Origin of the sequence: Hanamia caeni (genome assembly GCF_003721595.1) — a bacterium.
Taxonomy (GTDB): domain Bacteria; phylum Bacteroidota; class Bacteroidia; order Chitinophagales; family Chitinophagaceae; genus Ginsengibacter; species Ginsengibacter caeni.
Genome location: NZ_RJJR01000005.1, coordinates 77660 through 99141 on the forward strand (window position 1 = coordinate 77660; position 21482 = coordinate 99141).

The 21482-nt window shown below is 38.8% G+C and carries 18 protein-coding genes and 1 tRNA gene; 13 read left to right on the forward strand and 6 right to left on the reverse strand.

Annotation, left to right across the window (positions count from 1 at the left end; all coding sequences use genetic code 11):
• Nucleotides 1-4 precede the first annotated feature (4 nt).
• The 11 genes from ilvD (at nucleotide 5) to ilvA (ending at nucleotide 10980) form a co-directional block, all read left to right on the forward strand.
• Complete coding sequence (ilvD, locus tag EFY79_RS07840; RefSeq protein ID WP_123120143.1) at nucleotides 5-1708, forward strand: dihydroxy-acid dehydratase; 1704 nt, start codon at nucleotides 5-7, stop codon at nucleotides 1706-1708.
• Between the two features lie 18 nt (nucleotides 1709-1726).
• The gene (locus EFY79_RS07845; protein WP_123120144.1) at nucleotides 1727-2284 is read left to right on the forward strand and encodes an ORF6N domain-containing protein; all 558 of its coding nucleotides are present in this window, start codon (nucleotides 1727-1729) and stop codon (nucleotides 2282-2284) included.
• A 78-nt stretch (nucleotides 2285-2362) separates the two neighbouring features.
• Nucleotides 2363-2614: an ORF6N domain-containing protein gene (locus tag EFY79_RS21720; protein WP_123120145.1), complete on the forward strand. Its 252-nt coding sequence runs from the start codon at nucleotides 2363-2365 to the stop codon at nucleotides 2612-2614.
• Between the two features lie 168 nt (nucleotides 2615-2782).
• Nucleotides 2783-2941, forward strand: coding sequence for a hypothetical protein (locus EFY79_RS21725; RefSeq protein ID WP_233577954.1), 159 nt, complete (start codon nucleotides 2783-2785; stop codon nucleotides 2939-2941).
• Nucleotides 2942-2943: 2 nt separating this feature from the next.
• A complete protein-coding gene (locus tag EFY79_RS07860; RefSeq protein WP_123120146.1) occupies nucleotides 2944-3468 on the forward strand; it encodes a DinB family protein in 525 nt (174 codons plus the stop codon).
• A gap of 26 nt (nucleotides 3469-3494) precedes the next feature.
• The gene (gene ilvB / locus EFY79_RS07865; RefSeq protein ID WP_123120147.1) at nucleotides 3495-5240 is read left to right on the forward strand and encodes a biosynthetic-type acetolactate synthase large subunit; all 1746 of its coding nucleotides are present in this window, start codon (nucleotides 3495-3497) and stop codon (nucleotides 5238-5240) included.
• Nucleotides 5241-5261: 21 nt separating this feature from the next.
• Complete coding sequence (gene ilvN, locus EFY79_RS07870; RefSeq protein WP_123120148.1) at nucleotides 5262-5900, forward strand: acetolactate synthase small subunit; 639 nt, start codon at nucleotides 5262-5264, stop codon at nucleotides 5898-5900.
• A 15-nt stretch (nucleotides 5901-5915) separates the two neighbouring features.
• Complete coding sequence (locus EFY79_RS07875; RefSeq protein ID WP_123120149.1) at nucleotides 5916-6290, forward strand: glyoxalase superfamily protein; 375 nt, start codon at nucleotides 5916-5918, stop codon at nucleotides 6288-6290.
• Nucleotides 6287-8479 carry an alpha-galactosidase gene (locus EFY79_RS07880; protein WP_123120150.1) on the forward strand — a complete coding sequence of 731 codons (2193 nt, stop codon included), beginning with the start codon at nucleotides 6287-6289 and terminating at the stop codon, nucleotides 8477-8479. The genes EFY79_RS07875 and EFY79_RS07880 overlap by 4 nt, the downstream gene beginning before the upstream one ends.
• A 95-nt stretch (nucleotides 8480-8574) precedes the next feature.
• Entirely contained in the window at nucleotides 8575-9630 is a 1056-nt protein-coding gene (gene ilvC / locus EFY79_RS07885; protein WP_123120151.1) for a ketol-acid reductoisomerase, read from the forward strand.
• Between the two features lie 63 nt (nucleotides 9631-9693).
• Nucleotides 9694-10980 (forward strand): threonine ammonia-lyase, encoded by a 1287-nt coding sequence (gene ilvA / locus EFY79_RS07890; protein ID WP_123120152.1) that lies wholly within the window; start codon nucleotides 9694-9696, stop codon nucleotides 10978-10980.
• Between the two features lie 81 nt (nucleotides 10981-11061).
• Here ilvA and EFY79_RS07895 read toward each other — a convergent pair whose 3' ends face one another.
• From EFY79_RS07895 to EFY79_RS07920, 6 genes are all read right to left on the reverse strand, one after another.
• Nucleotides 11062-15513 (reverse strand): autotransporter outer membrane beta-barrel domain-containing protein, encoded by a 4452-nt coding sequence (locus tag EFY79_RS07895; protein WP_123120153.1) that lies wholly within the window; start codon nucleotides 15511-15513, stop codon nucleotides 11062-11064.
• Between the two features lie 274 nt (nucleotides 15514-15787).
• The gene (locus tag EFY79_RS07900) at nucleotides 15788-17215 is read right to left on the reverse strand and encodes an IS4 family transposase (RefSeq protein WP_123120154.1); all 1428 of its coding nucleotides are present in this window, start codon (nucleotides 17213-17215) and stop codon (nucleotides 15788-15790) included.
• Nucleotides 17216-17266: 51 nt separating this feature from the next.
• A complete protein-coding gene (locus tag EFY79_RS07905; protein WP_123120155.1) occupies nucleotides 17267-17527 on the reverse strand; it encodes a GIY-YIG nuclease family protein in 261 nt (86 codons plus the stop codon).
• Between the two features lie 41 nt (nucleotides 17528-17568).
• A tRNA-Glu gene (locus EFY79_RS07910) sits at nucleotides 17569-17640 on the reverse strand.
• A gap of 95 nt (nucleotides 17641-17735) precedes the next feature.
• Complete coding sequence (locus EFY79_RS07915; protein WP_123120156.1) at nucleotides 17736-18743, reverse strand: PorP/SprF family type IX secretion system membrane protein; 1008 nt, start codon at nucleotides 18741-18743, stop codon at nucleotides 17736-17738.
• Nucleotides 18744-18979: 236 nt separating this feature from the next.
• Complete coding sequence (locus EFY79_RS07920) at nucleotides 18980-19576, reverse strand: nitroreductase family protein (RefSeq protein ID WP_123120157.1); 597 nt, start codon at nucleotides 19574-19576, stop codon at nucleotides 18980-18982.
• Between the two features lie 213 nt (nucleotides 19577-19789).
• Here EFY79_RS07920 and EFY79_RS07925 point away from each other — a divergent pair, with 213 nt between their 5' ends.
• Nucleotides 19790-20377, forward strand: a complete 588-nt coding sequence (locus EFY79_RS07925; protein WP_123120158.1) for a Crp/Fnr family transcriptional regulator — start codon at nucleotides 19790-19792, stop codon at nucleotides 20375-20377.
• Nucleotide 20378: 1 nt separating this feature from the next.
• Nucleotides 20379-21356 (forward strand): 2-hydroxyacid dehydrogenase, encoded by a 978-nt coding sequence (locus tag EFY79_RS07930; RefSeq protein ID WP_123120159.1) that lies wholly within the window; start codon nucleotides 20379-20381, stop codon nucleotides 21354-21356.
• Nucleotides 21357-21482: the final 126 nt, after the last annotated feature.

A 21482-nucleotide genomic window follows, 5' to 3' on the forward strand; every position in this document is an offset into this window, starting at 1 on the left:
ACCAATGAGCGAGAAATTAGTTGACACCGAACTTAACAAATACAGTAAAACGCTGACACAGGACGAGAATCTGCCGGGTGCGCAGGCGATGTACTATGCAATCGGATTTAAAGAAAAAGATTTTGATAAAGCGCAGGTGGGAATCGTGAGCATGGGTTGGGATGGTAATCCGTGCAATATGCATTTAAACGACTTTGCTACAGAAGTTAAAAAAAGTGTGAACAATGTAGAAGGCTTGCTGGGCCTTCGTTTTTATACAATCGGCGTAAGTGATGGCATTAGTATGGGCACGGATGGAATGCGTTTCAGCCTTGTGAGCCGCGACCTTATTGCCGATAGTATCGAAACAAATGCAAGCTCGCAATATTATGATGCAATTGTTGCGATTCCGGGTTGCGATAAAAATATGCCTGGTTCCATAATGGCGATGGGCAGATTGAACCGTCCGTCTATAATGTTGTATGGCGGTACTATCGCACCGGGGCATTATAAAGGGGAAGATTTAAATATTGTTTCTGCTTTTGAAGCCCTCGGCCAAAAGATTTCCGGCCATTTGGATGAAGCTGATTTTAAAGGTATCATTCGCCATTCATGCCCGGGAGCAGGGGCTTGCGGTGGCATGTACACAGCGAACACGATGGCCAGTGCGATTGAAGCGATGGGAATGAGTTTGCCTTATTCAGCAAGTAATCCTGCGATGAGCAAAGACAAAGAAAAAGAATGCGCTGCGATTGGGCCGGCCATAAAAAATCTTTTGGAAAAGGATATTAAGCCAAAAGATATTATGACGCGTAAAGCTTTGGAGAATGCGATTACATTAATAATGATTTTAGGCGGCAGCACCAATGCGGTTTTGCACATGATTGCAATAGCCAAAAGCATTGGCATTGATTTAACTCCGGATGATTTTCAAACCATCAGCAATAAAGTTCCGATGCTTGCAGATTTTAAGCCAAGCGGAAAATACCTGATGCAGGATTTGCATGAACATGGCGGCATTCCTGCAGTTATGAAATATTTACTGAAAAAAGGTTTATTGCATGGTGATTGCATGACCGTAACCGGAAAGACGGTGGCTGAAAATCTGGAAGAGGCAAAAGACCTTGATTTCGACAAGCAGGATATTATCCGTCCGCTTGAAAATCCACTTAAAGCAACAGGACATCTTCAGATATTATACGGCAATCTTGCAGAAAAAGGAAGTGTGGCAAAAATAACGGGAAAAGAAGGAACCCATTTTGAAGGCACTGCAAGAGTATTTGAAGGCGAAAAACATTTGATAGAGGGACTGGAGAGCGGGCGTGTTCATGCGGGTGATGTAGTGGTAATCAGAAACATCGGGCCTAAAGGCGCGCCTGGCATGCCAGAAATGCTAAAACCCACAGGCGCTATTATTGGCGCGGGTTTGGGAAAAACGGTTGCATTAATTACCGATGGAAGATTTAGTGGCGGCACTCATGGTTTTGTCGTGGGCCACATTACTCCTGAGGCTTTTGAAGGCGGGCTATTGGGATTGGTAGAAGATAATGATATCATTGAAATAGATGCGGTAAAAAACACATTAAACTTAAAGGTAAGTGATGAAGAAATTGCTAAAAGAAGAGCTGCCTGGAAACGGCCTGCTTTGAAAGCAACAAAAGGAGTTTTGTATAAATATGCAAAGTTTGTAAAGAATGCGAGTGAAGGTTGTGTGACCGATGAAGATTAGAATAATTGAAAAATAATCATGCAGATTATACGAAGCATACAAAACAGGATCTATAAAATCAGGGGTGAAAGGGTAATGCTTGACAGGGATTTGGCAGATTTATATCAAACAGAAACTAAATCATTAAACCTTGCTGTCAAGCGGAATATAAAAAGATTTCCCAAAGATTTCATGTTTCAACTCGCAAAAGAAGAATGGGATGATTTGAGGTTTCAAATTGAAACCTTAGAAAAGCAGTTACATCCTTTGAGGTTGCAATTTGAAACCTCAAAAAGAGGCGGCACCAGGTATCTTCCTTATGTTTTTACTGAACAAGGTGTGGCTATGTTGAGTGGCGTTTTAAATAGTGATAAAGCTATTAATATGAATATAGCCATTATGCGCGCTTTTGTAGAAATTAGAAAGATTATTTTAAAAGAAAATGATTTGAAAGAGCAATTAAAAATGATTAAAGAAAAAATAGGTGAACATGATGCACAATTAAATCAAATTTATGACTCTATCGAAAATTTATTAGACGAAAAAGCAAACCAGAGAAACTGGGAACAAAGGGAAAGAATCGGGTTTAAAAAATAAGTATAATGTTTGCAAAATGGTGATATGGTTATTGGCATTAATTAAAAATTAAAAAATTGGGTTTAAGAATTTTTAGTAATGCGAGCGCAATTTATTCAACAAAAGATATTTGAAATAAGGGAACAAAAAGTGATGCTTGATTTTGATTTGGCTGCTTTGTATGAAGTAGAAACAAGAGTTTTTAATCAGGCTGTAAGAAGAAATATAGAAAGTTTTCCGGAAGATTTTATGTCTCGGCTTACCAGAAAAGAATGGAGCAGTATGAGGTCACAAATTGTGACCTCATACATTCAAATAGATGTCAGAATGTTAACTCATCACAAATTGTGACCGGTTCCAGAAAAAGAGAAGAAAGGACTTATTGCCTTACGCATTTACTGAACATGGTGTAACCATGCTAGCAAGTGTTTTAAAAAGTCCGATAGCAAGGAAAATGAATATCGCAATTGTCCGCGCTTTTATTGCTTTAAGAAATTTGCTATTCAATACAAAGATATTTTGGAAAAATTGGATGGGTTAAGAGAAAAAATAGGAAGCCACTATGCTCAATTGAATCAAATCTACGAAGCATTAGAAAACATGTTGGATAAAAAAGTAGAAGAAGAAAATAAATTGGAAGCATGGAAAGCCAGGAAACGAATTGGATTTAAAAGTTAATTATGTCAAAGAATTATTTTATAGAATTATCTGAATACCACATCTGGGCAAATAATCAGATGTGCGATTGGCTCAAACATATTTCTGATGAACAATGGAATCAGCTGGTAGTGAGTAGTTTCAAAAGTATTTATGAAACTATTTTGCACATGGTATCAGCAGAAAAAACGTGGCTGGAAAGAATGAATAAGAAGCCAAATTCCCAAATGCTTGCAGTAAAATTTAAAGGCTCAAAAGATGAGTTAATAGAAACCTGGAAGGAAATCTCTGACGGCTATCAGAAATTCGTCACGGCTATGTCGGAAGACCAATTTCCGCAGACATTAAATTATAAAAATTCGAAAGGAATAGAATTTAATCAACCCATTTATCAATTGTTAGTGCACGTATTTAACCATACTACCTATCATCGCGGACAAGTCGTCACCATGCTGCGACAAGTCGGGTACACCGATGTAAGCTCAACAGACATGACTACTTTCTTCAGACTTAAAAATGAATTTGCCACTCAAGTGTTTAGTAATTAAACATACCATATTTAAATTTTACTATTATGAATACCATCGAATTAGAAGAAGAAAAAAAGACAAAAGTCACTTCTAAAAAAACGGCAAACATTACTGGCAGCGAGGCCGTAATAAAAATATTACTTGCCGAAAAAGTAAAGACGGTTTTCGGATATCCCGGAGGCGCCATCATGCCGATTTACGATGCGCTTTACGACTACCAGGATAAAATCAACCATATTTTAGTCCGTCATGAACAGGGCTCCGTTCACGCCGCGGAGGGCTTTGCCACTACTTCCGGAGAAGTAGGTGTAGTATTCGCTACCAGCGGCCCCGGAGCTACCAACCTGGTAACAGGGCTGGCGAATGCTATGATTGACAGCACGCCGGTTGTTTGTATCACAGGCCAGGTGTTCGCACATCTTTTAGGCACGGACGCTTTCCAGGAAACTGATGTGGTAAATATTACGACGCCGGTTACAAAATGGAACTACCAGGTAACTGACGCCAACGAAATTCCATCAGCGCTTGCAAAAGCATTTTACATAGCGAAGAGTGGAAGACCAGGGCCGGTTTTAATTGACATTACAAAAAATGCCCAAGTTCAAAAATTCGATTTTGAGGGATATAAGCCTTGTAACCATATTCGTAGCTACAGGCCTAAACCGATTGTTCGCGAAGAATATATCGAGCAAGCCGCTGAACTAATTAATCAAGCAAAAAAGCCTTTCGTAATTTTTGGACAGGGTGTAATTCTTGGTAATGCAGAAAAGGAGTTTAAAGCATTTATAGAGAAAGGAAATTTGCCCGCCGCATGGACCGTTCTGGGTTTGAGCGCCTTGCCAACCGACCATCCATTAAATGTAGGAATGCTGGGCATGCATGGAAATTACGGCCCGAATGTATTAACCAATGAATGTGATGTGTTGATTGCGGTGGGTATGCGTTTTGACGACCGTGTAACAGGAAGGCTTGATAAATATGCGAAGCAAGCCAAAGTAATACATCTTGATATTGACCCGGCGGAAATAGATAAAAATGTAAAAACTACGGTGCCGGTTTGGGGCGATTGTAAAGAGACGTTGCCTTTGCTGACCAAACTAATTGATAAAAAAGAACATAAAGATTGGTTGAAGAAATTTAGTGAATTCACTCAAAAAGAAATTGACATCTGCATCAACAAAGAATTAAATCCTGACACCGACATCCTGACGATGGGCGAGGTAATTAAAGTTTTGAACGAGCTTACAAAAGGCGATGCCGTAATCGTTAGTGATGTTGGCCAGCACCAGATGGTGGCTTGTCGCTATGCGAAATTCAACTCATCCAGAAGCAACGTTACTTCAGGCGGCCTCGGTACAATGGGTTTTGGATTGCCCGCAGCAATGGGCGCAAAGTTAGGCGCGCCAGAACGTACGGTTGTGGCAATAATTGGAGATGGCGGCTTCCAGATGACCTTGCAGGAAATGGGAACTATTATGCAAAATAATATTGACCTTAAAATTATTATTTTAAATAATCATTTCCTGGGAATGGTAAGACAGTGGCAGGAATTATTTAACGACAGGCGCTATTCATTTACCAACATTGACAGTCCTGATTTTGTAGCGCTTTCCAGGGCTTATCATATCAATGCTGAAAACATTTCTGAAAGAAAAAACCTGGAAGAAGGTATCCGGAAAATGCTTGAAACCGAAGGCCCGTACTTGCTGGAAGTGAAAGTAGGTAAAGAAAATAATGTATTCCCGATGGTTCCCCAGGGTTGCAGCGTTTCTGAAATCCGTTTATCTTAAAATCTTTAAAAAATCAAAATCATGAATACTGACGAAATAAAAAAGACAGCTATTTCTTCTTCCACTGTACCGGGAAAGCAAGAATACACGATAACGGTTTATTCAGAAGACCAGATAGGAATTCTAAATAGAATCTCCATCATTTTTTCAAGGAGGAAAATAAATATTCAAAGCCTGAACACTTCACCCTCAGAGGTTCCCGGCATTCACCGGTTTAATATTGTAATTGAAGAAACAGAAGAAGTAATCAAAAAATTAGTACGCCAGATTGAAAAACAAGTGGACGTTTTAAAGGCTTATTTTAATACCAACGACGAAATCATCTGGCAAGAGATGGCTTTGTATAAAGTGCCAACTGATGTTATCGCAGAAAAAGCCAAGGTTGAAAGATTACTTCACCAGTTTGGAGCAAGGGCGGTAGCGATTCGAAAAGATTATACAGTATTTGAAACAACAGGTCATCGCGAAGAAACCAATAAAGTAATTGAAGCGCTTGAACCCTACGGTTTGATTGAATTTGTAAGAAGCGCACGCGTTGCCATTATTAAAAACAGCGATAGCTTTCATGAAAAAGTAAAAGAATTTGAAAAAATGCAGCCGGGTGAAGAAGTTGTAGAGAATGAATTTTTAGACCGGCAGAGCGAAATTTTTACTATGTAATCCAATTTCAATAAAATGAAAATTGAAAAAGTTATTCCTGTTTTGAGAATTTTTGATTATAAAAAGGCAATCGAATTTTATGTTGATTGGCTGGGATTTAAAATCAATTGGGAACATACTTTTGATGAAAACACGCCGGTATACCTGGAGATTGAAAAAGATGGATTGCTAATTCATTTAAGCGAACATCACGGAGATGGCACTCCAGGCACAAACGTATTTGTTTGGCGCAATGGCGTGGAAGAATTTCACAAAGAGGTTATCGGCAAAAAATACAAATACAATAAACCGGGATTAGAAAAAACTTTTTACGGCGCAATGGCGGTTAAAGTAATTGACCCTTTTCACAATCAAATTATTTTCAATGAAAAAACAGACGAAGAAAAATGAAAAACCCTTTAGCTAAAATATTAATCTGCTTTGCCTTTTGTTTTTGTTTTTTTTCAAAAAATTACGCCCAAACTATTACAATTGCCACAAACAATACTTCATTAATATATAAGGTTGATGGCAATCATCAATTACAACAAGCTTGGTTTGGTTCCAAATTCGCTGATGCAGATAATCCCGATTCTTTGAATGATAAATCGCTGCTATCCCGCGGCAATCCTGCCTTTCCGGGTGGAGGTATGGGGTATGTTTTTGAGCCTGCTATCCAGGTTACGCATGCAGATGGCAATCCTTCTTTGCAACTTAATTTTGTTGAATCCTCTATAGAAAATGAGAACGATGATGTTTCAGTTACTCATATCAAATTGAAAGACCCGGAGTATTCTTTTTACGTCACTTTGAATTTTAAATCTTACAAAAAGGAAAATGTGATAGAACAATGGGCAACGATTTATCATGAAGAGAAATCTTCGGTTACGCTTAACCGTTATGCTTCTTCATTTGTCACACTTCACGATAATAATTTTTATCTTACTCATTTTTATGGTGACTGGGCCAGTGAAATGCAATTTGAAGAAACAAAGCTGCCCGAAGGAATTTACAATATTCAATCTAAACTTGGCACAAGAGCTACGAATTATGAAGTGCCATCTTTTATGATTTCGCCCAACAAGCCTGCCGATGAAAATGAAGGAAATGTTTTTGCAGGTTCTTTGGCGTGGAGCGGGAATTTTAATTTGCAATTTGAAAATATCAGGTCTAATGGGCATGCAGGGAATTCACTAAAAATAATTCCGGGCATCAATGCGTACGCTTCGGCTTATTCACTCAGGCCAAAAGAAGTATTTAATACACCGCATTTTATTTTTACGTGGTCAACAAATGGCAAAGGACAAGCCAGCCGCAACTTTCACCAATGGGCCTTAAATTATGGTGTGTGGAACGGACATCAGAAAAGACAAACGCTGCTCAATAATTGGGAAACTACTTTTTTCAATTTTACACAGGATACTTTGGTAAAATTATTTGATGGTGCAAAAAAAATTGGTGTTGATGTTTTTTTGCTGGATGATGGCTGGTTTGGAAATAAGCATCCGCGACATGGCGATACAGCAGGCCTTGGCGATTGGCAGGCGAATAAAAAAATATTGCCCGATGGCCTTAAATATCTTGTAAAGCAGGCTGAACAAAAAGGTATTAAGTTTGGAATTTGGGTGGAACCTGAAATGGTAAATCCTAAAAGTGAATTGTATGAGCAGCATCCTGAATGGGTTTTAAAATTACCAAACCGCCCGATAGACCTTTCACGTAACCAACTTGTGCTGGACCTTACCAATCCTAAGGTTCAGGATTTTGTTTATGGTGTAATGCATAATCTACTTACTGAAAATCCGGGAATTGCTTATATAAAATGGGACTGCAATCGCTTTATGACAAACGCTTACAGTAATTACCTTGGCAATAATCAACAGGCGTTGTATGTGGATTATACCAAAGGATTGTACAAAGTATTGGAGCGGGTGAGAAAAGAATTTCCTGACCTTGAAATGATGCTTTGTTCCGGAGGCGGTGGCCGCGCAGAATATGGTGCATTAAAATATTTTAATGAATTTTGGGCCAGCGATAACACCGACCCGGTTGAAAGAATTTTTATTCAATGGGGTTATTCTTATTTTTTTCCAGCCGGCGCCGTGTGCGACCATGTTACCAATTGGGGCAACGAAAGTTTGAAGTTTAAAATTGATGTGGCTATGCAGGGCAAACTTGGTTTCGACATTAATATCAATAAATTAAGTGAAAAAGAAATTCAGTTTTGCAGAAATGCAGTTGACAATTATAAAAGGTTGCAGGATGTTTTAAATTATGGCTCGTTATATCGGCTGATAGCGCCTTATAAAAACAGCATTGCCGCGTTGATGTATGTTGACAGCAGCAGGAAAAGGGCCGTGGTATTTGATTACAATATGAACGTGCATCATGGTGATACCTATCAAAATATAATTTTGCAAGGTTTGAAACCGGCCAGCAGATACGTCGTAAAGGAAATTAATGTAGAAGAAGGCAAACGAAATTCATTTCGCGAAAGTGGTAAAATTTATACCGGTGATTTTTTGATGAAAGAAGGAATAGGATGGTACCTGAATGGAGCATTAACCAGTTCCATTTTAGAAGTAACAGAAGTTGAGTAAATAATTTAAAACGATATTGATAGCAGACTTTTATTGTTATTAGTCACAGTAAACAAATAAAAAACAGGATTTTTAATTTACAAAAAACAAAAAACATGGCGACATTAAATTTTGCAGGAACGGAAGAAAACGTGGTAACGCGTGAAGAATTTCCATTATCCAAAGCACAGGAAATTTTAAAAGACGAAGTAGTAGCCGTAATTGGTTATGGTGTTCAGGGGCCAGGACAGGCTTTGAATCAAAGGGATAATGGCATCAACGTAATTGTTGGGCAAAGAAAAAATTCAAAGAGCTGGGATAAGGCAGTGCAGGATGGATTTGTAGAAGGAAAAACTTTATTTGAAATTGAAGAAGCTTTGGAAAAAGGAACTATCATTTGTTATCTGCTGAGTGATGCGGCACAAATAGCTTTGTGGCCAACGGTTAAAAAACATTTAACTGCCGGAAAAGCCTTATACTTTTCTCACGGATTCGGAATTACCTACAATGACCAAACAGGCATCGTTCCCCCAAAAGATGTGGATGTATTTTTGGTAGCGCCAAAAGGTTCAGGTACTTCTCTAAGAAGAATGTTTTTGCAAGGCCGCGGATTAAACAGCAGCTACGCCATTTACCAGGATGCAACAGGCAAAGCATTTGACAGGGTTATTTCTCTTGGAATTGCAATTGGTTCCGGGTATCTTTTTGAAACCGATTTTAAAAGAGAAGTGTACAGTGACCTGACTGGCGAGCGTGGCACGCTGATGGGAGCGATACAAGGAATTTTTGCTGCGCAATTTGAAACCCTTCGCAAAAATGGCCATTCTCCTTCCGAAGCTTTTAATGAAACCGTGGAGGAATTAACACAATCATTGATGCCCCTGGTTGCCGAAAATGGAATGGACTGGATGTATGCTAATTGCTCTACTACAGCACAGCGTGGCGCATTAGACTGGTGGAAAAAATTCCGTGATGCTACATTGCCGGTCTTTTCTGATTTGTATGCAAGCGTTGCTGCAGGCAAAGAAGCAAAGCGTTCAATTGATTCCAATTCGCAAAAAGATTATCGTGAGAAACTGGATGCAGAATTAAAAGAATTACGCGAAAGCGAAATGTGGCAGGCGGGAAAAACCGTAAGGAGCTTGCGTCCTGAAAACCAGGAGCCCGCATAATAATTTTAAAGATTGCCGGCATAAAAGGCCGGCAATCTTTTTTCAAATTTTTTTGCATTTCCTATGAGTAATAAGCATCAATCAAAAGGCCATGAAATAAATTATCATCCCATCTTTGATGGCCTGGGAGTGGCCGATGCATCTGCCCGCTTAAACAATGTAGTGAACAGAACTCCACTCGAGGTAAACCGGAATTTATCCACAAAATATAATTGTAATATTTTCCTCAAAAGAGAAGACTTGCAGGTAGTGCGTTCTTATAAATTAAGAGGTGCTTACAACATGCTCAGCACTTTGCCGCAAGAACAATTAAAGAAGGGTGTAGTTTGCGCCAGTGCAGGAAATCATGCGCAGGGATTTGCCTACTCGTGCAAAAAATTAAGTTGCAAAGGAGTAGTTTTTATGCCGGTGATAACACCTAAGCAAAAAGTAAAGCAAACAAAAATGTTTGGCGCAGATGCGATTGAAATAAAATTGGTTGGAGATTCTTTCGAAGAGTGCGCCGCAGCCGCCATTCAATTTTGCAAAGAAAATAATCAAACATTTATTCCTCCGTATGATAATCTTAAAATTATTGAAGGGCAGGCAACTGTTGCTTTGGAAATACTGGAAGAGCTTAACCACATTGATTATTTATTTTTACCCGTTGGTGGTGGAGGACTCGCATCGGGCGTTGGTTCTTACTTTAAAACTTTTTCACCCGCTACAAAAATTATCGGCGTGGAACCGCAAGGCGCTCCTTCTATGACTGCAGCTTTTAAAGCAGGCCACCCGGTTGAACTGCATAACATAGAACATTTCGTGGATGGCGCTTCTGTTAGCCGCGCCGGTGATATCACTTATAAAATTTGCAAAGAGGTTTTATACGAAATGCACTTAATTCCTGAAGGAAAAGTTTGTACTACTATTTTACAGCTTTATAATGAAGATGCGATTGTAGCGGAACCCGCGGGAGCTTTATCCATCGCTGCTTTAGATGATTACAAAGACGAAATAAAAGGCAAAAATGTCGTTTGTATTATCAGTGGGGGCAATAATGATATTGACCGCATGCAGGAAATAAAGGAGCGTTCATTACAATACGAAGGTTTAAAACATTATTTTCTGATACGTTTTGCGCAAAGGCCCGGCGCATTGAAAGAATTCGTCAATAAAGTTTTAGGACCAACTGATGATATCACCAGGTTTGAATACATCCAAAAAAATAATAAAGAAGCGGGCCCCGCGCTAGTTGGCATTGAGTTAGGCGCTAAGGAAGATTATGAAAAGCTCAAAAATAATTTTAATCTTCACAATATTAATTACACCGAATTAAAAGAAGATGATGATGCTTTTGGTTATTTAGTGTAAAATAAAAAAGCAGATTATTTGTCTGTCCACTATATAATTGTAACTGTCTTTTTTCGTTTACCCCTCACCGTTAGTTGCCGGCTATTTTTCAATTTTCAATACCGATTTGCTGCCATCAGGTTTTATGACTTCTAAATTATAAACGCCATTGGCAATCTCTTTTTTGAGCGTGATAATTTGTGATGAATTACCACGTTCAACCAAAACTTTCTTTGAAAATTTTTTATGACCCACCAGGTCAAATAAATTTAAAAGGTAAATTCCTGATGATTGATTGTAGAATTGAAGTTGTATAATTCCCTGCTGAATTGGGTTTGGATATACTTTAATTGAGGATTCAATTCCGGCAATCACTATTCTCTTTATATCATTGTATCGTATTTCTCCATTTATTTTTATCGCGCTTAATCTGTAAAAATTATTGCCCGCGGCAGGATTCAGATGAAGAAATTCATAATTATTTGCTTTTTCTGCACCAGCATTTATGCAACCAATTTCAGCAAAATGAATTCCGTCGGTTGAATGCTCCAGCTTGTAATTTTTGACATCTGCATCTGTATTCGTCTTCCAGGTTACCAACACACTTTTTCCTTTTTGAATAACATTCATTGATAAGAAAGAAATATCAAGCGGCGAACTTGTGCGAAATACTATATAAAACCGGTTGGCGCCTGTTGAATTTTTGTCGTCGGTAACACTAAAATTCGCGTCGGTGTTTTGGCTTAAATTAATTGGCGTTTCGGTTTTCAAATAGTTGTCGACCAGAATGGCCGTTAATCCGGGAACCATATTTTCAGGAATAAAATTGAATTTGTATTGTTGTTTCGGAAGGTTTTCCAATGAATAAAAAATAGTATCGGCGGATGTTATTTCTTTTCTTGCTTCGATTGATAAGAATTTATTTGTTCTTTTCAAACAAAAGACTGGAACACCAGTTGTGAATTTTGGCGCATCATACCCATCAATTGCGTTTGAAAATTTTGAAGAAAAAGAAACGGCATTGCCATCAATTAAAATTCCATTTTGAGCAAATAAATTGGCATATAAAGTTACATACTCCTGTTCCGTTTTTCGTGTTACCAAATGATGATTATCATCCATTTTACATTCTTCGGTAAAATTTACAGATCCATTGGAAGCGGTTGAATTATACACAAGAATTCCTTGTCCTGATTGTATATTTCTATAATCAGATGCGGAATTATAAGTGGCCGTATTACCCGGAACGGGTTTAAAGCCAGTAGCTTCAGAAATAGTTTGATATCCTCCCACGCCATAGTCGCCACCCAGGGTTGGGTCCCAGGTGATGTAGTAAGATCCAATGTTAGTAGCATTAATTTTAGAAAAATTTATCACAGATGCATAAGGATTTCCTACCAGTTGAAATTTTCCTGGAGAAACGATGCTTTCAGGAGGTAAAAAATCGTGTGTATAAATTTTACCTCTTGTTCGCAAAACTGTGGGAGTAGCAGGAGAATTAATCGAAGTTGCTTTCCTGTCACCTCTTACAAAAATCATGTAAGCATTTTTGGTTTCAAGATTAATATTAGTTCCCGGGATGCCTGAAAAACTATTTGATATTTCATCAAAATATTTCATTGAAGGCGCTGCAGAAATATCGTCGAAACCATTTACGGTACCGGTCTTATCTGTTATCCACGTTCCATATCCTGAAATCGTTTTACTTCCTTTTTCCTGCCAGGTATTAAAAATTGTTTCACTAAAAGCAGATATGGAAAGCATTTGCCATGATTTTAAATGACCTCCATTTATTGTATTAGTATTTATATATCGCTCGATAATAAATCTTCCCTCGCCATAATTGATTTTTACGTTTGTGCCTAACTGTCCGATACTGGCCGTTTGAATTTTATTGCTTAGTAAACTAATGTCTGCGTTAAGGTGAGTAACAGAACTATTATTAAACGCCAGCCGCCTATAAACTGATAAGCTGTCATTGATAATAAGACCGGCAATATTTTTATTAATCAAATTATGAAAAATTACCTGGGGCGAAGCACATGAATAAGTTTGAGAAATGGTGTTATCAAAAATGACTGTTCCATTATTGTGAACAAAAGTTGCAGCGCTTATTTTAGAAAAATTTCCCTTTATAATTAAATCATTTGAGGGAGCTACTTTATTTCCTGTGCCGGAGATTTGCAAATTTTGATAAGCTAATCCGTTTGCATTAGTTATCGGCTGATCGCCATTCCTGGAATAATCAACAATGCTATTTGGTTCAAGAATTATCTTTTCAATATCAACATTAATCGCAGAACTTTTGATGGGCGCCGAAGTAATGGCCGCACCATTAAATCCGAGGTTGGTGCCGCATCTAAACGTTGCACCGCCTTCCACTTTTACAATTTCGGAATGATCTCCGGAGCCGGTAATTGTATTATCATTAATCCAAAAAACACCGCCATTTTTAACTGTAAAAGTTCCATTGCTGTTCAAAAATATTTTGCCATCAGACATGCCAACATTCGTTCCTGTCACTTCAATATTCTGATAGTTTTTACTTCTGATAGTCTGAGAAGTTGAACCGGAACATTTAAATTCAATAACACCTCCTGAAAGATTATAAAGCCCATCTATCGGAGGATTTGGTCCGTATGTACTAACAATTAGCCGGCTGTTTCCTGTCATGGTAAGATTTGTATTTACATCTCCGATATTTATACCGTTTGTATTTCCTGTGCAATCAAATATGGCATTGTCTTTAATGGTGAGAGTTCCATTCGGCGAGAAAGGACCTTTTGGAATTTTTGTACCATTTCCTGAAAAGATCAGGTTGCTAAAATCGGTTCTTGCGTTAAGGTATTGAGTGTTGTCTGAATAGAGTTCTATTGTTGAGCCTCGATTAACCAATACACTGCCTGAAACAATTGATGACCCGCTACCGGAAAATCCTCCGGGATTTTTGGTTTTGAAAAGCCCATTTAGAATTATCTGGCCATTTTTATTTCCAATTCCCTGATCGGTTACATCTAAAGTGCCGTTTATGGTGAAAATATTTCCCACTGTATTATTATTAATACTGGACCCGGAAATAGTTACCTGAGCCCCTACAGGAATGTTTGCGCTTGACAGAAGACTGAGGTTATTATTTAAAAATAATTTTAAAGAATTGCCTCCCAAAACAGGATTGACTCCATTCAAAATTAGTTGGCCGGTACCCGTTTTAGTCAGGGTATAGTTTCCTCTTATGCCGTTTCGCAGATATTTGTCGCCCGTACCAGAAAAAGTAAAATCGCAATTGACCTCAAGTATTCCATTAACATAAAATGGACTGCTGGAGCCGCTTCCCGGTGTTCCGCTTACAGCGCTTACCCTAAAGACAGGGATAACATTTGAGGAGGCATTCGGAAAGTAAGTCAATCCTGGCGCTTCAAATTTTTTATTGCAATTGAACTCATACACTGCCCCATCGTTCCAAACGTTGCTTAATGATGTTGCAAAATTTTCATAGCCATTACCAGTAAAAGCACTTCCATCGCCGATTTGTATTTTGCCGTTTGGGGAAATATTGATGGATGCAGCGCCGCTTTGATTAATCGTTGTAGAATAGTCCTGTGAACAGGTAACTTTTAAAATTCCGCCAGCAGGGATAATAATATCATCACCTTCGCCATCATTAATATTGAGACTTCCGTCTGTTTGTAATTCCAGTGTGCCCGCAATGGTGACCTGGTCAATTGATAACGGGCAATCAATAGTTATTGTGTGGCCGTTTGCAATCAAGATCTTTTCCACATCTTTAGATGGGGTATATGCTGAGGGGCTCCAATTCAAATTGTCTGTGGAATATTCCCAGGTTGAAGAAGATGCCCATAACCCGCTTTTTTTACTCCTGTACGAGGTTTGAACGGCAGAAATGGCAACGTCCAGCGAGAGATCGTCAATTCGCCATACGGCTGTATTTTGAGAAGACCCTGTTCCATTAAAACCATATATTCTTATCGTGATGGATGAGCCAGTTGCCAGCGATAAAGAGGGATGCTGGTAATAGTACCAGGTGGAGTTAACCGGGAAAGTGCCTGCAGCTACATCTGAATTATATGAGTCAATGGAAGTGCGTATTGAATAAGCCTGCGGGCCCGTTCCTGTTGACCTTGAGCCAAAACTTATTTTTGATATTGCTATCGTATAGCCCTGTGATGGAGAAAGGGTAAATTCAAAATACGTACTGGTGGTTGCATTAAAGCCCGCGGATATAGTAGCTGCACAAGCATTAAAGTTTCCGGAAGCTCCGGTATACCCAGAAGAGGCAGAACTGGAAGAAAGCATAGTCGTTATGCCCCAATTATTTTTTTGTGATACAGGTGACACAGTAACATTGGCGATACTTTGATAGGGCAAATCTGTTCCGCCCGGCCCATCGAAAGTCCATTTTATGGACTGCGCATCTGCTGTAAAAAAAGCTAAGACAGCAAATAAATTAAAGAGCATTTTAAAAACAATGCCCTTTTGATCAAAACAAAAAAAGAATTGACATTTTTCTTTTTGAAAGGAAATGAAATTTTCCATAACAATTAGTTTAGGTATGATATATTTTTGGCTTTAAGGATACTGACAAGCTTTCAAAAAAGGGGAGGATTCAAGCAGTTACGAATTCTATATCTAATATAATGCCTTATTTTAAATAATACCGTTTTTATTTATTATTTTTTTTGAACAGATCACACGGAGGTTGCTCCGTGAGGAAGATATACTGGAACGATAATAAAAAAGCCTCGAAAAATGACTTCGAGGCTCAGGCTAGTAGCACGTACGGGATTCCCTGCCTGACTGCGTCAAGCAGCTACACTGTACACATATCTTTTGCAATAGCGATCCCTTCCATGATATTATTAAACTTATCCAACCCCTTCTTCAAACAAATAACTCCGGGCGGCCCTTGAGAGTCATACCCTTTCCACCCACCCAAGCGTCCTATTATCCAGGCAGCCCATTTTGTTTTGTCCGGATTATGGTGATTTTGTGTTTTCAATCTTTTACCTTGTAAGGTTTTATTCAGATGAGTTAATACTGCAATTTCCTGTTCGCTAAATACTTCTTTTATTGGCTGACCCCCTTCGGGATCACTATAAGCGATATTCATTTGAATAATCTTTATCAAGCCGGATAGCTGCATCAAAACAAGTTTACGTATTGCCCAGCCGCTTTCTAATTGTGCACCCTCAATGCCAAAACCTTCTGATTTCAGAAGTCTGAATACTTGTTCTATAAACCATCGCGCACCATACCATTCTACTATCTGTATGGCTTCCTCTACGCTATTGATACTATGAGTAGTAAGCAATTTCCAATTGATTAAATCTTTCCCTGCCACTCCCTCTGTGATTTCCTGCGTCCAAACGCCCTGTACCTCAATATAGTCGGGATACATAGTCTTGCTTAAATTAGCCGGACGTTTTATTTTGAATGTACCATAACGAATGGCCATTTTTGCTGTTCGCTTAGATTTGTTTTTACGCTTATCGGCTGCAATCTCAATTGTATAAATACCTGCAACCGGTAATTGTTTCATAACCGTATAAAGATCGGAGCCATCCCAAAGGCAACGTGTAGTTCTGCTTCGGATTAACAGATGATGTTTTTCATCAGATATAAGGGCAAATTGTTCAAATATATCGCCTTCCCTGTCCTGAATAAAAGTAACACGGTCTGCTGATGATAAAGCATCTTTAGAAGCGTCCGACACTTCTATCCACTTATAGGATTCTTTTTGTTCAATAGGTTGTTTCTTATAATTTCTCTCAAATCTGTCCGGTTCCTGCTCTTCCCGATGAAAAACCTTGACTGCAGAAAACCCTAATGGACACAAACTTTCCGCATCCAGCACTAATCCCGGATGTATTTTAAAACAAGTGGCATTGTCTGCATTGTCTGATCGTCCAATACCACTACCAGGGCGTAATCTGTTTTTATTAGCACATACGTTGATTTCGCTGCTGTCTTGTATGCAAAGTAAGTCCCGGCCTTTTGCTAACGGTTTCATTCTGCCGGTAAGTTCATTAATCAAATCCTCTTCAGCCAGTTTTTCATTTTCCAGCAGCCGATAATAGGCAATCTGCTCGGCTCTATTGTCTGACAGTTTACTGATTGAAGACCCAGGCCTGCGACACAAGCTGTTCCATAAGTTTTGAGCACGCTTGTCTAAGCGCCTATCACCTGTAAGGCCTCTATAATCGGCAATAAAATTTTTTCCGTCAGTAGGTACGCTCATCGTTTTTAAACAAATTTCTGCTTTAATTTATATTTGTGTGTACAGGGTAGGTCAAGCAGGCAGGGAACCCGAGATTCCGTCTTGCTTATTTAGCCAATTTTTCCCCGCGGTGGATTTTAAATATTTTTCTCTTATTCTTGCTGAAGCCCAATCAGGGTGCTGCTCGGTATAAATAATTTTCCAGGGTATGTGCCCTTTGGTATACCGGTTTTTACCATGATTGTGTTCTTTAAGTCTTTTAGAGGCATCGGAAGCCATTCCCACATAAGTTGCATTATCTTTTAAACTAAGGAGAACATACACTGTAATCATAATAAAAAAGCCTCGAAAAATGACTTCAAGGCTGAGGCTAGTAGCACGTACGGGATTCGAACCCGTGATTCCTCCGTGAAAGGGAGGCGTCTTAACCCCTTGACCAACGCGCCATTTTTATTAGGGGAGGGCAAAGATAACTTCAGGGAGTTTTGTTGCCAAATAATTTTCGTTCCACAGATGGAAAAGCAACTAATATCAGTGAAATCTAAAATTTAGGACAAGGGATACCTTTAAATCCTGCAGGCTTTTTAATATATATAAGAGAGATTTCCATGCCTCCCCGGCTTTCCGAGCCAGCACGAAGACTGGAAACATTAATATCGTAGGTGGCGCCAATCCGTAAACCGGCAAACTCAATCCCGATATAGGGAATGATAGCATCATTTAACCGATACCACAAGCCTGCGTATACATTGGAAGGTTGTTGTGATACCTTGTCTATTACTGCAGACAAAGCGCCTCCAAAAACAGTTTCTGAGGCCTGGTTCTGATATTGATAGATACCACTTGTATGAAAGGTAAGAATATCTGACACAGGAAAATAACCTCCGGCGCTTATCGTGGTTCGCGTAGCTATATGCCAGTCGGCGCCAGTGAAACTTTCGCTCGGCTGGTTAATATGATACAGCGAAGCACCAACATAAAAATTATTGCTTGCATCTGTTGACATCGAATATAATAACCCGGCATTTACATCCAAATAATTCACATCAAGGTTGTTTTGATCAAATGTTTCCTGCGTTACACCCGTAAAACCGAAGGGAGTTAACTGGTCTTCGAAATATAACTTATTTCTGTCGAGGCGTTTGCCTCCGTAAACTCCCTGGAAGCCTATTCCTAATTGCTTAAAACCATCTTCATCGAGCGACTTATGATAAGAGGTAGAAATACCTAAATAATTGTTTCTGATTAATCCTGCACCCGCCTGGTCGGTAAGCGCCAGAATTCCGATTCCCCACCTGTCGTAATCAGGCAATTTGTCTTTTAAAATATCAAAATCAACACTCACCGTAGAAGTGGTGTATGCATTATTAAAAGCAGGCCATTGGTTTCGGTAATTTCCGGCTACCCTCACTGTGCCGTCAAACTTCCCTGTAAACGCCGGATTCAGGGTGAGGGGAGAAGCGAAAAATTGTGAAAAATGAGGGTCCTGTGCAGTAGCATAGAACGAAACAAGTAGGAGCAGATGAAAAAAAAGGGCGGCTTTTTTCATTTTTTAGAATTCAGTTTCTTAAAGATAAGTGAAGGCATTGAGTTATTTCAGATAATTAAAACTACTATTTATATGAAATTCATTTTCCCAAAACTGTATCGGTTATTAAAGCGGGTAAAAGTAAAAAAACCATTGCACATTCCATAGCATTGGGTGAAATATTTTGCACTGCAATTTTCGTCTAATCGAAAATATGATTTTCAGCTATTTGTTTATCCACTGTGATCCATTAAACATTAAGAGTTCACCCATTTAACTTTGTCATCAACCAAGGAGCGTTTAGTTAATGGATTATCAACTACATCCGGATAGCCAATAAAAATTGTTCCTATCAGCCGGTCGTGTGGGCCAAGTTCAAAATAAGGTTTGGCTTCATCAAGGTAAGTAATGCCCCCCGTGGATATATATCCACCGAGATTATACGCATTTAGCGATAAAAAAATATTTTCGATTGCGCAGCCAACAGCAATTATTTCTTCTGTTTCCGGAATCGAAATATGTAATGTCCGTTTCATACCCACCACAATTACATGCGAAGAGAATAAGGGGTAGTCGCGAAGATTCTGCAATTTTTTTTCTTTGAAATTTTCCCCTGCATACCTTGTATAAATTTCAGTTTGCATATCTGAAAAGACTTCCCTTCCCTTACCGGAAAAAACTGTAAACCGCCAGGGTTGCGTTAATTTATGTGTTGGCGCACGGTTGGCATTTTCTAAAATTTGACGGATAACCGGGTCAGGAATTGCTTTCCCTTTTATAAACTGGTATGGATATATACTACGCCTGTTTTGAACGATAGAATTAAATTGATTTATATCATAGCGATCTTCCATCCTGTTTTTGATTTTTCTTGAAAGGCAAATTTACATCTGCACCTCTTTAAATAAAAACTATAAGCGTTTGATCATCATATTTGCGCAACCGGATTAACAGCAGGCATTTAGAAAAAGATTTCTAAATGTAAATTGATAAATTTTGGAGCTGGCGATTTTCTTTTAACGAGTTATAGTTCAGGTTATGTAAATTAGTGACCTAATATTGTATGAATGTTTGAATTACTTGCTGAAAAAATACGAGAGCAAATTGTGATCACTGAGGAACAATTTGAATTTTGCAAAACACTTTTTATTCCAAAAAAATTAAGGAAAAGACAATATTTATTGCAGGAAGGCGATGTTTGCCGATACACAGCGTTTGTTGAAAAGGGCATGCTGCGCACATTCACGGTTGATGAAAAGGGAAATGAACCGATTCTTCAATTTTCTTTTGAAGGCTGGTGGATTGCCGACTTATACAGTTTCCTTACAGAAGAACCTTCGATTTATAATATAGAAGCTTTGGAAAATTGCGAGTTGCTGTTAATCACTAAATCGTCCTGGGACGAATTGCTTGAAAAAGTTCCGGCTTTTGAGCGATATTTTCGTATATTAATCCAAAACAATTTAATCGCTACGCAAAAACGATTGATGAGTTCTTTAAATGAAACGGCCGAAGAAAAATATAAAAAACTGATGGAAAATTTTCCGGGTTGCCTCCAGCGCGTGCCACAACACATGATCGCTTCCTATTTAGGTATTACTCCTGAAACATTGAGCCGCATCAGGGGCCAACTGGCATCGGTCAAATCTAAATAAAATGAAAGTTTTTATCACAAGAGAAATCCCCGCAATTGGCATAGAAATATTGAAAAAGGCAGGTATAGAAATTGAACAATGGGAGGAAAAAAGGCCTTTGACGCAAAATGAACTGATCGATTTCTGCATGCAAAGTGATGCATTGTTATCAGCAGGTTACAATAATATTGATGCGTATTTTCTAAATAAATGCAATCATCTAAAGGTGGTTTCATTACATTCTGTGGGGTTCGACAATGTAGATGTTGCCGAAGCAACTAAATTAAAAATTCCCGTAGGGCATACACCCGGCGTTTTAAACAGCGCTACCGCCGATATCGCTTTTTTGTTGATGATTGCTGTATCGCGGAAGGCATTTTATTGCTATGAAAAAATAAAGAAAGGAGCGTGGAAATTTTTTGAACCAACGGCCGATCTCGGCATTGAATTGGAAGGAAAAACTGTAGGCATTTTTGGTCTTGGAAATATTGGTTTTGAAATGGCCAAACGATGTAAAGGTGCCTACGACATGAAAGTGATTTACCACAACCGCACTAAAAATCCGAAGGCTGAAAAAGAATTAAATGCCGAATGGGTTTCATTTGATCACTTATTGGAAAGAAGTGATGTTATTTCGCTCCATAGCAATTTATCAGAAGAAACCAGGGGCAAATTCGACCGCAATGCTTTTCAAAAGATGAAACGCTCGTGCATTTTCATTAATACGGCCCGGGGCGCCATTCATAATGAAGAAGATCTCATTGAAGCTTTGGAAAAAAGAATCATCTGGGGAGCAGGCCTTGATGTAACAAATCCCGAACCGATGGACAAGAATAATCCACTGCTGACAATGCCTTCAGTAGCCGTATTACCGCATATCGGCAGCGCTACTGTTGAAGCAAGAAACGGAATGGCGCGTATTGCTGCACAAAATGTTATTGCCGGTTTAAACGGAGAAAAATTGCCATTTCCGGTAAACCCCGAAATATACCGGGCCTAAATAAATTTACGCGTTACTGCTATTTGTATGAAGAAAAAATTTCTTCATTTTCTTGATATACATCAATGGTAAATGTTATCACATCTCATTGGAAGCACCATGACTCCACACGTAACTTTGCTCTAC

What these genes read in the sequence shown, in the direction of transcription:
- EFY79_RS21720 (WP_123120145.1), top strand. Translation starts at nt 2,363, where the DNA reads ATGCGAGCGCAATTTATTCAACAAAAGATATTTGAAATAAGGGAACAA.
- EFY79_RS07860 (WP_123120146.1), top strand. Translation starts at nt 2,944, where the DNA reads ATGTCAAAGAATTATTTTATAGAATTATCTGAATACCACATCTGGGCA.
- EFY79_RS07905 (WP_123120155.1), bottom strand. Translation starts at nt 17,527, where the DNA reads ATGATTACAGTGTATGTTCTCCTTAGTTTAAAAGATAATGCAACTTAT.
- ilvN (WP_123120148.1), top strand. Translation starts at nt 5,262, where the DNA reads ATGAATACTGACGAAATAAAAAAGACAGCTATTTCTTCTTCCACTGTA.
- EFY79_RS07915 (WP_123120156.1), bottom strand. Translation starts at nt 18,743, where the DNA reads ATGAAAAAAGCCGCCCTTTTTTTTCATCTGCTCCTACTTGTTTCGTTC.
- ilvB (WP_123120147.1), top strand. Translation starts at nt 3,495, where the DNA reads ATGAATACCATCGAATTAGAAGAAGAAAAAAAGACAAAAGTCACTTCT.
- EFY79_RS07925 (WP_123120158.1), top strand. Translation starts at nt 19,790, where the DNA reads ATGTTTGAATTACTTGCTGAAAAAATACGAGAGCAAATTGTGATCACT.
- EFY79_RS07920 (WP_123120157.1), bottom strand. Translation starts at nt 19,576, where the DNA reads ATGGAAGATCGCTATGATATAAATCAATTTAATTCTATCGTTCAAAAC.
- EFY79_RS07900 (WP_123120154.1), bottom strand. Translation starts at nt 17,215, where the DNA reads ATGAGCGTACCTACTGACGGAAAAAATTTTATTGCCGATTATAGAGGC.
- ilvC (WP_123120151.1), top strand. Translation starts at nt 8,575, where the DNA reads ATGGCGACATTAAATTTTGCAGGAACGGAAGAAAACGTGGTAACGCGT.
- EFY79_RS07845 (WP_123120144.1), top strand. Translation starts at nt 1,727, where the DNA reads ATGCAGATTATACGAAGCATACAAAACAGGATCTATAAAATCAGGGGT.
- EFY79_RS07875 (WP_123120149.1), top strand. Translation starts at nt 5,916, where the DNA reads ATGAAAATTGAAAAAGTTATTCCTGTTTTGAGAATTTTTGATTATAAA.
- EFY79_RS07880 (WP_123120150.1), top strand. Translation starts at nt 6,287, where the DNA reads ATGAAAAACCCTTTAGCTAAAATATTAATCTGCTTTGCCTTTTGTTTT.
- EFY79_RS07930 (WP_123120159.1), top strand. Translation starts at nt 20,379, where the DNA reads ATGAAAGTTTTTATCACAAGAGAAATCCCCGCAATTGGCATAGAAATA.
- ilvA (WP_123120152.1), top strand. Translation starts at nt 9,694, where the DNA reads ATGAGTAATAAGCATCAATCAAAAGGCCATGAAATAAATTATCATCCC.
- EFY79_RS07895 (WP_123120153.1), bottom strand. Translation starts at nt 15,513, where the DNA reads ATGGAAAATTTCATTTCCTTTCAAAAAGAAAAATGTCAATTCTTTTTT.
- ilvD (WP_123120143.1), top strand. Translation starts at nt 5, where the DNA reads ATGAGCGAGAAATTAGTTGACACCGAACTTAACAAATACAGTAAAACG.